We start from the raw sequence: 14457 nt of genomic DNA on the forward strand, positions 1-14457 counted from the left end.
CTACATCCACATACTGGGAGACACCAGGCCAAGCTCGTCCTTTACTTTGTCGGCGGCTTGCTTCACGGGCGCACGATTGGTCGAGATCTTCCCGTCACTGGAAACGATCGTGCCTCTCCATATCAGCGCATTGCGGTTCCAGTCAATTGCGGTTGCCAGACGCTTGTACTGCTCCTTGCGCCACTCAGCATCCTGGCTCTTCCGGATTTCGTAGGCGACACGGGCAATGACGACAAGACCGGTGGCGGTCATGTTCACGTACTTCTGCCGGTAGTCCGGAATCATGCTCGCTGGTCCGCCCGAAAGCGGCAGCTGGACGATGTCGCGCCACGGATCCATGTGCTCCGTCAGCACGTCGAGCAGTGCGATCGTGTCGGCGACGAACTCCTCCCGGAGGGCGGGCGTGCCGAGCAGCTGCTGGCTTTGCTTGGCAACCGAGGCTTCGGCGAGCGCATAGTCGGCGAACAGGAACTCCTTGGCGAACTGCCGAATCTGGTTCAGCAAGAACACCGACTGAGACATTTTCGACAGGGTCTTGGACGTCGTATCGACCCGATCACAGAGCAGCGTGGACTTCTCGACAAGGTCGGTCAGGACCGCGTTGAGCGGTTCGCGTGTGTTGTACACCGCCAGGAGGCTCGCCGGGATCTGCTTGGTCTGAGCTGCGTCGGCGAAGTCCTGGTGAATGCGCTTGGTGTCCGACTCGACAACGATGACAACTGCCAAGCTGTCTCCGTCGAACCGCTGGTCCGGATCATCGACGAGCCCGACGATCGCAGTCTTGCCCGATCCAGTGCCCTTGATCGCCACGACGCGATGCTGCCCGTCGGTCACCTGAAAGCGCGTGTTGTCGCCGACAACCATGAATCCCAAGCGGTACTTGAAGTTCCCGCGAGGGACGTGGAGTGCCGGCAGTTCGCGCGCGTTCAGCGTCAGCGGCGGCAGGATGTAGTCATCTGGATTCGTCTTGACGTAGCTGTTGATCGTCTTGACGTGGTCCGTGATAAGGGGGCGGTTGGTGGCTTTGGCCGGGTCTCCTCCCTTCACAGCCGAGTCCGCCACCACCTGGTTCGCGAGGAACCCGTAGGGAAACGCGGTCGAGATCATCGTGCGCCCACCCTGAACGAACACCGTGCACGGAAACACTCGCGCTCCGGAAGCTGCTGCGTCGGACGAGGCCGCCTGCAAAGCTGCGTCCAGACCGTCGTGGTAGCGGAGGCCGAGTTCGTCCTGATTTGAAGTAGCCACTGTGGGGTCCCGGAGTCGTATTCCAACGTGCCGGCTAGCACGTCACACGTAGCGTAGTCCAATCCAGATCCCCTGGGTCGGCTCAATATTCTTTGTGCCCGTACATGTTTCGACGGACACAACGGCGAACCCGCCGATGTCATGCCTTCGTGTTCCCGTCCCTAGTGCCGCATCACGCAACGTTTACCGTGCCGATGATGTCGCGTAGCCGCTGATCTTCGGCGTGCGTGTTGCGCCAGATGACGTAGCGGGGATCGTCGGCGTGTACGCGATCTCGACGTTGTTCACCTGCCCCCACCGAGCGACCCGTTGGTACCCGCACTCGCACTGCCACCCGACCAGGGTGACCCGCTCTGCCACAGACGCGACGCAACCGGTTGGCGTGCCGACCACAACAGGGCAAAGGTTCCCGGGCGCGGCACTAAGGCCGCGCCGAGTTCGGGCATGTTTATTTCCGTGACCGCGTTGTATGAGCGGCATCGGCTTCACTGCTCGAGAATGTCGTGAGCACGATCGATGGCCTGTTCCTCGAGTAGGTCGGCGTATTCCTCACCGTCGTAGCACCATCCGTCGGCGCCGAGGATCGACCAGGAACCGTCGATGTTGTGTAGGTGGCCGATGGGATCGCCCAGCGACATCTGTGTCTGTCTCGCGCTGCGGATGTAGGCAGAAGCGGTGAGTGCCTGCAGGCACTCGCCGCCGTGTCCGCGGTGGATGCAGAGGACGAATCGGGCCTGCTCGAGAGAGGTTGGTGCGGTCTCGAGGGCGCAGTCGTTGTACTGGTGTCGCCACAGATCGTGGAGTTCAGTGCTCATCGCGCGGACGTCCTGATCGTCGTGGGGGGACACAGACGTGACGCCAGTAGTCGCGGCGCACCGCGTCCCACAGGCGGTCGAGTTTCGGGAATCGTTCCCGTGATGTCACCAAGTCCGGTGCGGCGGTGGGGGTATCGATCGCTATCAATGGTGGACCCGGTGTCGTGGTGACGCGCATGATGCGGATGCGGGCGTTGTCCCACCGCCACACAGCCGTCCAACCGTCACACTCAGTGCGGAACTCGATCATCTCCCCAGCCCTCCTTGCAGCGGATCGGGTGACTGGTCGCCTCCGTCGTTCCGGGCATCGGAGGAGGAACTAGCCTGCGGGGACGTTTCGGAATCCAGCGCATTCAGGCCTTCCACAACACGAGCCATCACATCGGCTGGTGGTGGGTCGTGGGCGGTTGTCTCCCAGCCGTACTTGGCGGCGTACTCACCGGGCGCCCGTACCCGGTGCTGCGAATGGTCCATGTCAAGACTCCAGTTGTCCGAATCCGGGAGATTTGGCCGCCAACGTGTTTCGACCCGACTGAGTGATCTGGTAGCGACCTTGCCGGACACTGGCGAAGATCAGATCGCGGCGAGTCAGATCCGCAATCGTGCGCTTGGCCATCCACTTCGTCAGATCCGCCGCCGCTTCGATCTGCGTCCTGGTCAGCATTCCGCCGCAGTTCAGTGCCCTGAGCACACGCCCCTGAGCGATGGAAAGACTGCCGCCGTGATGTATCCGCGCATGTCGGGCTCGATGTGGGTTGCTCTCGTTTGCCATGTTCGCCCCTTGACATCCAGATGTGCGGAGCGCCAACGCACTCCGCATCGGAGAGTGTGTCGACGGTTCCAACCAGGTGATGGCCGACACATTCACACCATAAGTGCCACACTCTTTAAGCGACAACGTTTTGCTGAAACTTGGTAAGACTTCTGATGTTAATTAACATATTTGGTGGATGGGTAGGTGCGTGTAGACCCTGTATCGTCTATTCACATCGGCTCATCTCGACCGGAGAGGGGACATGCCGTGGCACCGATGTCATCGACTGTTGCGCGCTGGGAGTTGTACGAGCGGCTACGGCGCAGGCAGGCCGACCTCGGGCTGATCGGCACCAAGATCGCCAAGCAGCTTGGTTATGCGCCGAACTACTGGTACAAGATCGAACGAGACCGTATGGTGCTGCCCGAAGACAAGCACGTGGCGCTGCTCGATCTGCTCGAAGTGGATGGCGCAGAACGCAAGAAGCTACTCGAGCTGCGCGCGCTGGCGAAAACCCGCGGTTGGTGGGACGAGTACACCGGGCTGTTCAACGCCGAGCACACCCGGCTGTGGGGACTCGAGTACGGCGCGGAGGAGATTTCGTCGTTCGAGTCGCTGCTCATCCCCAGCCTACTCCAAACAGACGACTACGCGCGCAACCTCATTGCTGGAGACCAGGTCATAGTCCGTCGACCGGAGGTCCGGCGGCGTGTTCAAGCGCGAATGAAACGACAGGAACGCATAGGCGGCGATGACCCGGTCCGCCTGAACGTAGTGATCTCCGAAGCTGCACTCCACCAGAAAATTGGCGGTACCGATGTCCTGCGCGCTCAGCTGGAGCACCTGGTCAAGGTCATCACCATACACGACACAGTCGAAGTGCTGGTCCTTCCCTTCAGCTCCAGCGGCCCCGCTTTGGGTGGTGCCCCTTTCCACATCTTGGATTTTCCCGGCGATCAGGCCGCGCCATTGGGCTGGCATGAATCAGCCGTGGTCGCAGAGGTAATCGAAGACCCCACGACGATCGAAACCCTGACGGCAGCGTTCGGCTCTGCCGCACAGGCGTCGCTATCACGCGAAGACTCACTTGCACGGATTCGCGACGTCATCACACAGATAGGATCACCCTTATGAGTAGCACCAACACTCCCCGCCGCGGCTGGTTCAAGTCCTCGTTCTCGGCATCCTCGAACAACTGCGTGGAAGTAGCATTCGACGGCAATATGGTGCTCGTCCGCGACGACAAATACGACGGCCCCGCAGACCTGCAACCCACCATCGCCGTGCCCACGCCCGCCTGGACGACGTTCCTTGAACTGACTCTCGGCAGCGAGATCCAGGGCGATAGCCTCGCTGTCCCCAGTATTTCTATGGACAGCCACGGCGCCGTAGTCCGCGATGCGGTCGGCACGACGTTAAAGTTCACCCCAGCCGAATGGACTGCCTTCATCGCCGGCGTCCGCGCCGGTGAGTTCACCCCGGCCTCAGTCTGACCGCATCCCGATGTAGAAGATTGGAACTCATGTCGGAGACTTGGGCGTGGCTGCGATGCCCGACCTGTACGAGGCGACCGATTCCGAAGGTGAGCTGCTGGTCGCCTTGACCGCCGAAGCCCTGAGCACGTAACCCTCCTGCCCGGCTAGGACTTTGATGACGGTGCCGCTGTCCAGGACACGTGCTCCGGATCAACTCTACCGACGATGGAACCTGGATTCTGGATACCGCAATGGTTCCGCTGTCGGAGCACCGCCATGAGTTGCATCTCATCGCTAGCCACTACGCCCCGCCGGCCGGCGTCTGACCCAGATTCATCGCGCATTTTCCCGAGCGGGATTTCCACACGACCTCATGCTCGAACACGGCGAAGCTGCCCGATTTGATCTGGAGGGAAAGGCCGGCAATCGATACGTTTCCGGCGACGTTTCAGCGCGGTCCCCGCCGCCCCGATGACGAACTGACAAACAATCGAGGTGCGGGTCGCGACCCGCACCTCGCCAGACCTTGGAGAACCCGATGACCACGTTGTACACCCGCAGGTCTACCGCGCCGGCGCACCCCCACGTGCGTGGGGAAGAGCATGTGGGGTCGGTTGCGGCGTGTCGACGAGCCGGCGCAAAGACGAAACGATTTCGCCGGTCAGCTGATCACCCGGCGGCGCACCCCCACGCGCGTGGGAAGACACATCCGGTGCGCCTCGCCGTGGACGGCCCGCGGCGCACCCCCACGTGTGTGGGGAGGACTTTTGGGACTACGGATTCAGGCACCATCCCGACGGCGCACCCCCACGTGTGTGGGGAGGACACTTCGCGACCTGGTGTTATGTAGGCGCTTTGGTGGTTTCAGAAGTCGTAGGGTGCTGGTTCGATGTCGTGGTCGGGCGGGAGGAAGCGGATGAGTTGTAGGCCGTCGTAATCGGTGACGCGACGGCGACGTTGGCCTGCTGTCGAGATGATGAATTGTTGTTCATTGGCGGTGGGGTGGATGCATACGGCTTCACCGTCGCCAACGGAATCCGCGACGGCGTTCCACAGCTCGGTACGGACTCGCGCGGAGACCGCACCGACGTAGAGTCCTGGGGTCGGTTCGATGAGCCAGCGGCTGAGGGCTCCACGGACGTGGCTGGGGACCGCGGTTGTGGAAATGACGATGAATGTCGCCATGAGCTCACGACTCCTCGCTCAGATCTGCGTAGTTGGTTCCGGAGGGAAGTTGGCCGAGCTGCGGGTCCCAGAGGTGGGTGATACTGGTGGACCGGTCTATTTGCGAACCGGCATGTTCTGGGGAGACTACTTGCTGGATGGAGGTGACGATTTCGGGCATGAGTTTGAGAAGTCGGAAGTCTTCACGGAGTCGGCGCCGTGCTTCGCGTTCGGGATCGGTAGAGGCGTGGAGGGAGAATGCGAGCGGCACAGTAACCCGCATCTTGAACAGGTCGGCGATGTCGTAGACGAACGCCATTTGCGTGCCACTGTGAACGAATCCAAGCGCAGGGGAGCACCCGAGAGCGAGTACAGCGGCGTGTACGACGCCATACATGCAGGAATTCGCCGCTGAGAGAGCAAGATTGACCAGATCTTGAGCGTCCCACGCAGTGGGATCGTAGTTGCGGCGGAATCGTTTGATTCCGTATTTCTGTGCGAGCGTGCGGTAAAGCACCTTGACACGCTGGCCTTCGAGCCCTCGTAGTTGGGCGATGGTTGCGCCCGTGGGGGTATCGCCGAACCGGTGGGTATACATACGGGTGGCGACGCCCGTGCGTGCGGTGGTGTCCGCCCAGGCGTGGGCTTGTCGTTCCAGCCAGGTGGTAGTCAAGGAGGCAGGCAGGATTCCGGCGTAGCTGCGAACCCCGCCGGCCCCGACGCAGACGAGGCTGGTGCCGTGTCGGGCGAAGGTGGCCAGTGCTGGTTGGGTGATGGAGGTTCCGGGTCCGAGCAGGACGCAAGCCAAGGCAGCAGTCGGGAGGTAGACGCGTTCGGTCCCGTTGGGGGTCTCGATTCGGCCGCATACACCGGTGTCGTCTTGGACGATTCGGACCGATTCGAGGTAGAGAAACGACAACGAGTCGGCAATGCGTGGGAGCATCGCCAGGGTAGGGGTACCGAGCTTGCGTCGGGCCGCCGAAGGGGGGCTCACCGGACTACCGCCAGGCTGAGCAGCCCGCATCCATGTGCTCTTCCGCGCCCGATTCCGCCGGTGACGGCGTTGCGAAGCGCGTGGGAGTCGGTGATTGTGGCGATACCGTCGAAGCGGGTGACGGCGTGCCGGATGCGATCCCCCGGGGTGCTGGCGATGCGCTTCCCACGGGCATCGGGAAGGTCGAGCAAGGACACTGTATGCAAGTCCAGGCCACATCGTTGGGCGCGTTGTTGCCACCAAGTTTGGGCGTCTTCGCCTCGGAGCGCGACGAGCTTCCCGGCGCGTTCGGAGGTGCGGCCGAGTCGTTTGGAGGTGTTGGCGGCAAGACGGTAACTGATTGTGTTTCCAGTGACGAGGCGGTCGAGTAGGGGCGTGAGCTCACGGGTGGCGGTGTCGCCGTAGGTTGGGGGAAGTTCGCTGAACTCGGGGTAATGGCGGCTTTGGACGAGTAGGTGTGTTCCGGTGCGGGTCTCGTCGATGCGATAGAGCAGACCTGATTCGGCACGAGGAGTCGGCCCGAGTTCGGTGGGCATCATCCGCATCAAGCGTTGATGGAGCCCGACGATGTTGTGCAGGTCACGGTGTACCGCTTTGTCGCGCAGGTTGAGTCTGATCCGGGTGAGCCAAATGGTCATGACACCCCCATGTAGGTCAGCAGCGCGGTCCGATACGAGCCCGGTGCGCGGTGCCACAAGTCGCCGGGGACACCGGTGAACCGTGCCACCGCCACGGAGCGTCGACGGTACCGGCGTTGAAGTGGATCGAAAGACTCAGGGATGTCGGCCAGTTCGGTGACGACCGCGTCGGCGGATGGGTCTTCGAGTACGACGTCGATGCTCTCCTGCGGTGGATGGTTGATCGGCACCCGGCGACGGAGTTCCTCGAGCGGTTCCGTGACTCCTGTGCGCAGCAGGACGGGTTGGTCCGGTGGGCATGAACGCCGGCCTAGGTAGGGCTGCCAACGGGGCCGGGTCAACGCTTCGGCTAACGGGTGCACGATGTTGTCGGGGCCGGCGACCGCCACGGTGAACGCGGCGTCGGACAGGTAGTAACGGTGAGTGACTATCGTGCCTTTGCCGGGTGCACGTCGTTTGCCCTCAGCGGTGCGGGGGGTGAGTGTCGGGTCGCCGCCGCCGATGGTGTGGAAGTCGCGGATCATCACTCCGGGACGGTCGATACGGACGGTGATTTCCAATGGGTCGAACTCGACCAGCGATGCGCCGCGCTCGTAGCCTTGTGCAGCGGCGAACATGCCGATCAGTCCCGAGCGGGTGGGAAACGGTTGAGTGTCACGGCTGGTGAACGCCGAGTGCTCTCCCCAGCTCTGCAACGGTCCGGCAAGTCGCAGGATCAGAGCGGTCACTGCCGCTCCTGCCCGAACGCTGCCCCAACGGCCTGGTCGATCAGCTCGCGGAACGAGCCCTTGGCGGCGCCGAGGCCTTCGAGCTTGCTGGCGTCGATGTCGGCATATCCGTCCCACATGATGTCGTCGGCGCCCCACAGGCGGCGCATCTGTGTCGCATACAACGACAAGTGCTCGCGGGAGCGCTTGGCGTAACCGGACTCATCGGCCCGGACCGGGGCTTCGAACGCGCCGGCGAAGGACACCGGCCGGTCCGAGCGCACTGCGACGTGGATCAGATCCGGCAGCGTTTGCGCGGCGGTGGAGCGCTGCTTGCCAGTCGGCATCGATGTGGCGAAGGCACGCAGGAACTGCCGAACCAACGTTTCGGCCATATCCGGGTCGGTCGCCCCTACATGGGTGTGCAGCGACCGGACATCGACGTTGGCGTATCGGTAGAACACCCCGGCGGAGAACTCGGCGCTATTCATATGCGCGCTTCCCTGTACCTCCGCCGGACTCCGGTCGTCGACCGCAGTGAAAAAGTCGATCTCGGGAGTGGTGGTGTGAGTGGTGAATGCGTGCGCCACCTGGACAGCGCCGTCGACATCGGCGCCGGGCAATTCGGCCAGCATCCGCCCGAACAGATGGATCGTTGCGTTGGTGGTGGCCAGGACTTGCGCGACACGGTCCCAGGGCAACGCCGCAGTCGGTTTGGACTGTCCTACTTTGGCTTCGATAGCACCGCGATGCTGCTCGGCGAGATCGGCAAGCTCATCCAATGCGGCAGTCGGCAAGTAGAGCAACGCCGAACTGCGTCCCTCCTCGTCGGTTTTGAGGCCCTCCTTTTTCGGACTGGCCTTGACCGCGGATATCAGCACTTGGGCGCCAGCGGCATCGGCGAGATCCTTGGACCAGCCGCGCCGCTGCAAGCGTTCACTGACCTCCTGCGGGACATGCCGAGTTCGCATCGCTTCCTGACCCACCGCGGCTTCGACCGCGTGCCGGGTCACCCGCTTCCAGGATTGGCTCGAGACGCGAGTGCGTTCGGTTCCGCCGTAAACCATCTGTTTCGGCGACCCGAGATCATCACGATTGATATTGCTGTACGGCAGGGATTGCAGTAAATGGACATCGATGATCAGCGGAGAGGTCACGAGGGTTCACTTTCGGAGTCGGAGTCGGAGTCGGAGCCGGTGGTGGAGTTCTTTTTCGCCCGTTCAATAGCGTCGATGGTGCGGTAATAGTCCTGCAGCCAACGTTTGACGATCCCGTCGCGGTCGCGTGGCCAGCACGCGAGATCGACCAATAGCTGTGACCAATTCACCGGGACGAGCTCGGCCCGAAGATGCATGATCACACGAGGTAGATGACGATGAACACCGTCAACAGGCTGACGGCACAAAACATGCAACCGGCTTTCGGTCGTACCGGGGTTGAGAATTCCCTCCCCAACAGCCCGTCCAAGGGTGGCGCCGAGCGTCTCACGTCGCCTCACGAGGCCGTGTTGAGGAGGGCTGGTCTTGTCGGCGTCAGCGTCGAGTGCGGCGCGTGGTTGCGCCGCCATCATGGCTGCGATGGCGTAAAACGCTCGCTCGCTGGCGGGTTCATCGCTGCGGCGGACGAATCGTGCAACCACAGCGTGGGCTCTCGAGGTATGGATGTCTTCGGGGGATCGACCCAACGCGCGACGTAGTCCGGCGCGGTCGCCGGGGTTCGAGAGGATTCTCTTCTCGGTCCACCCGACAAAAGCTTCGGCGCGCGCCGGGAGACCAAATCGTTTGGTAGTGGCCACCTATTTCTCCTGAAAGGTGTTCGGGTTCTGCGCAGCCCGGTCGATCTGTCTACGGGCTACTTCGATTGCACGACGAATTCGAGGGCGGGGCCGGCGTTGTCGGTCACTGCGTCGAAAGCATCAAGAGCGAGGCGGACGAACGGGCGGACCGATGAAGTGACCGTCGCCTGGGAGGCCTGAGCCCAGAACTCGCGCTCTGCCGCTGGCCAGTACCGAGCGGCGGCCAACTCGGGCCATGGTCCATCGGGCACCTTCGTCGTGTCCGGGCCGTCGTTGCCGGGACTGTTCACCGCGACCCACGCATTACGCAATGCCGTTGTCATACGCCATGCCGCCTGTTCGGCGGCCTCACGTATGCGACTCACCTGGGCTGCGGCCTCGACATCGTCGAGTAGCCCCAGGACCGGCGGCGTCGAGGCCGAATACCACTGCCGATCGTTGACCTGGGACCGGTCCTGGTCGAAACCGAACGCCTGCACCCGAAGCCGCGACAGAACCGTCACGTCGAAGTGCATGGCGCCCTCGAACACTTGCGGCTGCTGCCGATGCTCGATCCCGACGTTGTGCAGGAGCAGCCCGTCCAGGTCCCGCCATAGCGCCCGGCTCGCATCTGCCGGCCGCGCATACTGCTCACCCTTTTTCGAGGTCTGATAGATCGCGAAGGGGTCTTTCATCGGCGGATGTGGATGCCGCCATGCCCAGGTCGAATAGGCATCGATCACCGCGGTCTTGTCCTCGGACGGCACCAGCAGGATGCCATGGCGGAACCGGCCGGCCAGACGCCACCCAACATCCCCGCCCTCGGGCGGCACGGACAGCGGATCGTGCAGGGTTTCGGCTTCCCACACGGCTACCCCGCTACCACCGGAGCCGACAGGGGCCGGGATGCCTGCAACCAAGGACTCGAACAAGTTCGTTCCAGTCGGGTGATACGACACCAGACCGCGAGCCGGACCCGAGGTCATATTTGCCTCCGACCTGCCCTCGACCGTACGGGTCGTGCAACGTCCCGGCGCGCCGTAGTAGAGCTGAGCGACCAGGTGCAACACAGCGTCCTCCACCGGGACGGGTACCGGCAGCTTGTCGTGATGATGGCTCATCCATGGCTGGTTGTTGCCCGACGGCCGCCCGAACACGAGTTTGTTCAAACCACTAGGAGCCGAGCAGTCCTGGGACAACCGAGGATCCTGAAGAAATGGACGCTCCGGGTGGAACAGGAAGAACCGCTCGGAGTACTCGTCGAAATAGTCTTCGACCCGTTCGAGATCGAAATGCCCCTGCGCGAAGACGTCGTTGCGCCGCGCGAACCACCGCGATGCTTTGCCAGGGGTATCCAGACCGGTGATGCGGGCAGCCATTACCGTCAGGATCCGCCGTAGCCCTGCCGCTGCCGGGGGCAAACCAACTGCGAGGTCGGAGATCTTGTGCGCCCGCGTGAACAGCTCCCGGAGCCCGACAGTGTCGAGGCCATCGTCGTCCTGGACCGGGATGTGCTTCAGTACCCGTAGGTCGATAGCCTTCAAAGCCATGTAGCACTAGCCCAATCGGGACGGGGGAGTGGGCGGCGACCATCCCTCTGTGAGCACAGGCTGGCTCGTGCAATCTGTAGAGCAAACATGTCGAATTTCTCTCCTCATGTCAGTGGAATTGGGTGAAACGCAGACGGCTCGGCCCTACCACGGCGAGAACCGCGAGGATCCGGACAGTTCACCGCAGCTGGCGTGTGCTGCCGCTACATACTGGTGGTTGTGGTGACGCCCCAGGCCAGTCATACAATGCTGTAGAGCTACTTTTCGCGTCGATACAACCCGACGTCGGGGTCGAGTTCGCAAACCCGGTGGCCGAGTTCGGCTTGTCCTGGCACACCAGGCAGTTCGGTGAGAACGATCAGCTTCCTCAGGTATGGGTTGGTGCTCCATTCGCGTGGCGGTTGCTGCTCAGGGGTGACATCGGATACCCAGGTACCAGGAACCGGAATCGACTTGCGCAGAACTGTTTCGACTTGCCGCTTGGTGAAGCGTTGCCGCGGGCCGGCTCCTCGTTCTGGCAATGGGATCGTGTGCTGGCGGTCGAGCCATCGCTGTCCGCCGCTGTCCGCAAAGCACCAGACGACCTGCCCAGAATCGGCGCCCAGACGAGTGCTGAACAGAGCATTGTCGAGGTCGCGATCGGTAAGTGGAAACAGATCGATCAGGTCGTCGGGTCCCGGTATGGAAACCATGTCGGCGAGACCGCGTTCCACCTGTGCGTTGGCGATACGTTCGATATCGTCATCGGCCATGGTTCCGTCGGCGAACGTTTCGTCGTAGACCTGCTCCATCAGCGGCTGCACCGCAGAAGGGACCGCGACCGGTTTACCGTCGAGCGCGACCAGCGCCTCATAGGTGCGGCGCAGCAATGCCTCGGAGTAGTACCGCCACGACATCGGACCGGTGAAACCGACGTCGCCTTGTTGCGGTGTCAGGACCACGAGTCTCGGCGTCGCCGCCCATGCGGGTCGCTGCGCGCGATTGTGCCGGTGGCCCCTGCCCGCACGTTGCAACAGCAGTGCCAGCGGGGCGATGTCGCTGACGATGAGGTCCAGGTCGATGTCAATCGACTGTTCGATCACCGCTGTCGCGACGACGATCCCGCGTGGTCGGGGTCCATTCTTGCCATAGGCGGCAACTACTTGATCGGTGATCTCGTCACGCCGGTCAGCGGGAAACCGCGAATGCAGCAGCATCAGTTTCGGCGCCACGGTGTCGCGCACGGTCTCGGCGAGCCAGGTGGAAAGATCTCGATATACCTGCTGCGCTTCGGCAACGGTATTGCAGACGATTCCCACGCAACCAGAATCCGTTTCGAGCACTGGGGTCAGCAGTTCACACAGCACCGGCATCCGCTCCGGTGATCTTTCTCGGCCCAGGCCCACCACACGTAGGTCGATATCCAGGTCGAAGGCACGACTCGAGGTTCGGTGGGTCTCCACTGAACCTTCATTCCCGTCCGCGAACAGCCAACCCGGGTAGAAGAAGTCGAACTCGCCACGCAGACCGACACCCGCACCAGACAGATACGCCTGGACCAAGTGCTGCGCAACACGTTTGGGTACAGTGGCCGATAATAGGACAACCGGCACACCAATTCTGCCGAGCCAGGTCAACAATCCGCACAACAGTCGCTGCATGTACGCGTCGTAGGCGTGAACCTCATCGACCACCAACACCTTGCCGGCCAAACCCAGCATTCGCACCATGTTGTGCCGGCCTCGAACCCCCGCCATCAATGCCTGGTCGATGGTCGCCGCAGCCCACGGCGCCAACAAACCCCGCTTCGCACCCAACAACCATTCGGTGATCTCCACACTCGCCCGGATCGCCGCCGCCCGTCCAGCGTCCTGCTCCGTAACCACCTCTCCGTCGCCTGGAAGGTAGGCAGCATTGAGCCAAGACGTGCTGTGGAGCAACGCCAAAAGCGCAGAACCCGCAATCCGGCGGACACCATAGTCGGACAACCGCCTGTACATCTGATTCACCGTCGACATCGTCGGTAGACTGAACAAGATCCCTGGCGCACCCGCTGAGGCACCCAGCAACCGAGCCCCCGTCAATGCCGCCTCGGTCTTGCCCTCACCTGGGGGAGCAGGAATCAACAACAACCCCGGACCGCCGGTGAGCAGGCCCGGCAGATTCGCCTCGATCGATGCCTGCAGATCGTTGGGTGCAAACCCGTGCTCCTCGACGAAATCACCCGGCTGCAACACCAGCCGACTCAACCCGGCCTCACACAACAGCCCCGGCGCCTGCCGCACCGAACTGCTGTAGTGCTCGAGCAACGACGTCGAGCCGCCATCCGCGGGCCTGCGCGTCAACTGTGCTTCGATGAAGCCCACTTGGCTCACCAGCCAGTCCGCCAGGATCACCACACCTGAAGCCAACGCGGCAGCATCCGCATCGAGATACTCGATCGGTGAGGGCGACCCGACAATCCGATACACGACCCGCACCAGATTGCGCCGCTCGCTTTCCCACCGCCCGGCGCCGAGCTCCGGCACCACCCTCAACGGATCGGCGTTCCGCGGATCCATCCCGAAAAAGCAGCCATGATGGCCGCCCAGCAACTGGGCGACCGACCGCGCCACAGCATGCTGGAAACCCAACTCGACCAATGCTGAAGGCAACCAGACATGCACGGCGAAATCATGTCCGCAGCGCCCACCGGAGCTGGCCGGATAGTCGCGCGCAGCCGCGAACGCCGCCCCGTCCTGCTCCTGGAACGACGCCATCACCTTACCGATGTCGTGCAGCGCGGCCCAGAACACGACCATCTGCCTCGCGTGGGTTTCGTCGGTGCCCATCCCCTGAGCAAGGAACCGGCGAAACCCCGCCGACAGATATAGGTCCCACACTGCTCCGGCGGCCGCACCTGCGTCCAGCAGATGACACACCACCGGATATGGCGCTGTCAGGCCGCGAGACTTGCCCCACAACCCGAGATCGACCTCCAACTCGTGTCCCACGATGCTCCTGTTCCCCAAGCGATCTCATCGAACCGCTGTCGCATCCGGCTGAATACTGACCCTCTGGTTCCGGGTGAATATTGACCCACCCGTGAACGATCATGAGGTGTTGAACGTGGAGGACTGGGCGGAGATCCGCCGGTTGCATCGCTCGGAGGGTATGGCGATCCGGGCGATAGCTCGCCGGTTGAAGATCTCGAAGAACACGGTGAAGAAGGCGCTGGCGGCGCATGAGCCGCCGCGATATCGGCGCAAGCCGAAGGGTTCGGTGGTCGATGAGTTCGAGCCGGCGATCCGGGAGTTGCTGGCGGAGTTTCCCGATATGCCGACGACGGTGATCATGGAGCGGGTCGGCTGGCAACGGGG

16 protein-coding genes are annotated in these 14457 nt (G+C 62.7%); 3 read left to right on the forward strand and 13 right to left on the reverse strand.

Annotated features, from left to right (window positions below; genetic code table 11):
* From K940_RS28745 to K940_RS32395, 5 genes are all read right to left on the reverse strand, one after another.
* The gene (locus tag K940_RS28745; protein ID WP_369797517.1) at positions 1–1248 is read right to left on the reverse strand and encodes a DNA sulfur modification protein DndB; all 1248 of its coding nucleotides are present in this window, start codon (positions 1246–1248) and stop codon (positions 1–3) included.
* 172 nt (positions 1249–1420) lie between these two features.
* Entirely contained in the window at positions 1421–1582 is a 162-nt protein-coding gene (locus tag K940_RS33075) for a hypothetical protein (RefSeq protein WP_196812233.1), read from the reverse strand.
* Between the two features lie 151 nt (positions 1583–1733).
* A complete protein-coding gene (locus K940_RS28750; protein ID WP_036528942.1) occupies positions 1734–2063 on the reverse strand; it encodes a hypothetical protein in 330 nt (109 codons plus the stop codon).
* Positions 2053–2313, reverse strand: a complete 261-nt coding sequence (locus tag K940_RS0117050; RefSeq protein ID WP_028478541.1) for a hypothetical protein — start codon at positions 2311–2313, stop codon at positions 2053–2055. Before K940_RS0117050 ends, K940_RS28750 begins: the two co-directional genes overlap by 11 nt.
* Before the next feature lie 225 nt (positions 2314–2538).
* Positions 2539–2835, reverse strand: coding sequence for a hypothetical protein (locus tag K940_RS32395; protein WP_155980923.1), 297 nt, complete (start codon positions 2833–2835; stop codon positions 2539–2541).
* Positions 2836–3120: 285 nt separating this feature from the next.
* Between K940_RS32395 and K940_RS0117065 the strand changes: the two genes are divergently transcribed.
* A complete protein-coding gene (locus K940_RS0117065; protein WP_196812234.1) occupies positions 3121–3951 on the forward strand; it encodes a helix-turn-helix transcriptional regulator in 831 nt (276 codons plus the stop codon).
* Positions 3948–4310: a DUF397 domain-containing protein gene (locus K940_RS0117070; protein WP_028478545.1), complete on the forward strand. Its 363-nt coding sequence runs from the start codon at positions 3948–3950 to the stop codon at positions 4308–4310. The genes K940_RS0117065 and K940_RS0117070 overlap by 4 nt, the downstream gene beginning before the upstream one ends.
* An 846-nt stretch (positions 4311–5156) precedes the next feature.
* Here K940_RS0117070 and cas2e read toward each other — a convergent pair.
* From cas2e to K940_RS0117120, 8 genes are all read right to left on the reverse strand, one after another.
* Positions 5157–5477 (reverse strand): type I-E CRISPR-associated endoribonuclease Cas2e, encoded by a 321-nt coding sequence (cas2e, locus tag K940_RS0117085; RefSeq protein ID WP_028478546.1) that lies wholly within the window; start codon positions 5475–5477, stop codon positions 5157–5159.
* Between the two features lie 4 nt (positions 5478–5481).
* Positions 5482–6450, reverse strand: coding sequence for a type I-E CRISPR-associated endonuclease Cas1e (cas1e, locus tag K940_RS0117090; protein WP_028478547.1), 969 nt, complete (start codon positions 6448–6450; stop codon positions 5482–5484).
* A complete protein-coding gene (cas6e, locus tag K940_RS0117095; protein ID WP_028478548.1) occupies positions 6447–7088 on the reverse strand; it encodes a type I-E CRISPR-associated protein Cas6/Cse3/CasE in 642 nt (213 codons plus the stop codon). Before cas6e ends, cas1e begins: the two co-directional genes overlap by 4 nt.
* Entirely contained in the window at positions 7085–7816 is a 732-nt protein-coding gene (gene cas5e / locus K940_RS28755) for a type I-E CRISPR-associated protein Cas5/CasD (RefSeq protein WP_051407282.1), read from the reverse strand. Before cas5e ends, cas6e begins: the two co-directional genes overlap by 4 nt.
* On the reverse strand, positions 7813–8952 hold the full coding sequence (gene cas7e, locus K940_RS0117105; protein WP_028478549.1) for a type I-E CRISPR-associated protein Cas7/Cse4/CasC: 1140 nt from the start codon (positions 8950–8952) through the stop codon (positions 7813–7815). Before cas7e ends, cas5e begins: the two co-directional genes overlap by 4 nt.
* A complete protein-coding gene (gene casB, locus K940_RS28760; protein ID WP_051407283.1) occupies positions 8949–9590 on the reverse strand; it encodes a type I-E CRISPR-associated protein Cse2/CasB in 642 nt (213 codons plus the stop codon). Before casB ends, cas7e begins: the two co-directional genes overlap by 4 nt.
* Positions 9591–9646: 56 nt before the next feature.
* Positions 9647–11119 carry a type I-E CRISPR-associated protein Cse1/CasA gene (gene casA, locus K940_RS28765; protein WP_081706426.1) on the reverse strand — a complete coding sequence of 491 codons (1473 nt, stop codon included), beginning with the start codon at positions 11117–11119 and terminating at the stop codon, positions 9647–9649.
* 257 nt (positions 11120–11376) lie between these two features.
* Entirely contained in the window at positions 11377–14091 is a 2715-nt protein-coding gene (locus tag K940_RS0117120) for a CRISPR-associated endonuclease Cas3'' (RefSeq protein WP_051407284.1), read from the reverse strand.
* Between the two features lie 106 nt (positions 14092–14197).
* On the opposite strand from K940_RS0117120, the gene K940_RS0117125 reads away from it, so the two are divergent.
* A partial coding sequence (locus K940_RS0117125; RefSeq protein ID WP_028478551.1) for a helix-turn-helix domain-containing protein occupies positions 14198–14457 on the forward strand: 260 nt, incomplete at its 3' end.

The sequence above is a fragment of the Nocardia sp. CNY236 genome, from assembly GCF_000482385.1.
Classification (GTDB): Bacteria; Actinomycetota; Actinomycetes; order Mycobacteriales; family Mycobacteriaceae; genus Nocardia.

What these genes read in the sequence shown, in the direction of transcription:
- K940_RS28750 (WP_036528942.1), bottom strand. Translation starts at nt 2,063, where the DNA reads ATGAGCACTGAACTCCACGATCTGTGGCGACACCAGTACAACGACTGC.
- K940_RS0117050 (WP_028478541.1), bottom strand. Translation starts at nt 2,313, where the DNA reads ATGATCGAGTTCCGCACTGAGTGTGACGGTTGGACGGCTGTGTGGCGG.
- K940_RS32395 (WP_155980923.1), bottom strand. Translation starts at nt 2,835, where the DNA reads ATGGCAAACGAGAGCAACCCACATCGAGCCCGACATGCGCGGATACAT.
- K940_RS0117070 (WP_028478545.1), top strand. Translation starts at nt 3,948, where the DNA reads ATGAGTAGCACCAACACTCCCCGCCGCGGCTGGTTCAAGTCCTCGTTC.
- cas2e (WP_028478546.1), bottom strand. Translation starts at nt 5,477, where the DNA reads ATGGCGACATTCATCGTCATTTCCACAACCGCGGTCCCCAGCCACGTC.
- cas6e (WP_028478548.1), bottom strand. Translation starts at nt 7,088, where the DNA reads ATGACCATTTGGCTCACCCGGATCAGACTCAACCTGCGCGACAAAGCG.
- casA (WP_081706426.1), bottom strand. Translation starts at nt 11,119, where the DNA reads ATGGCTTTGAAGGCTATCGACCTACGGGTACTGAAGCACATCCCGGTC.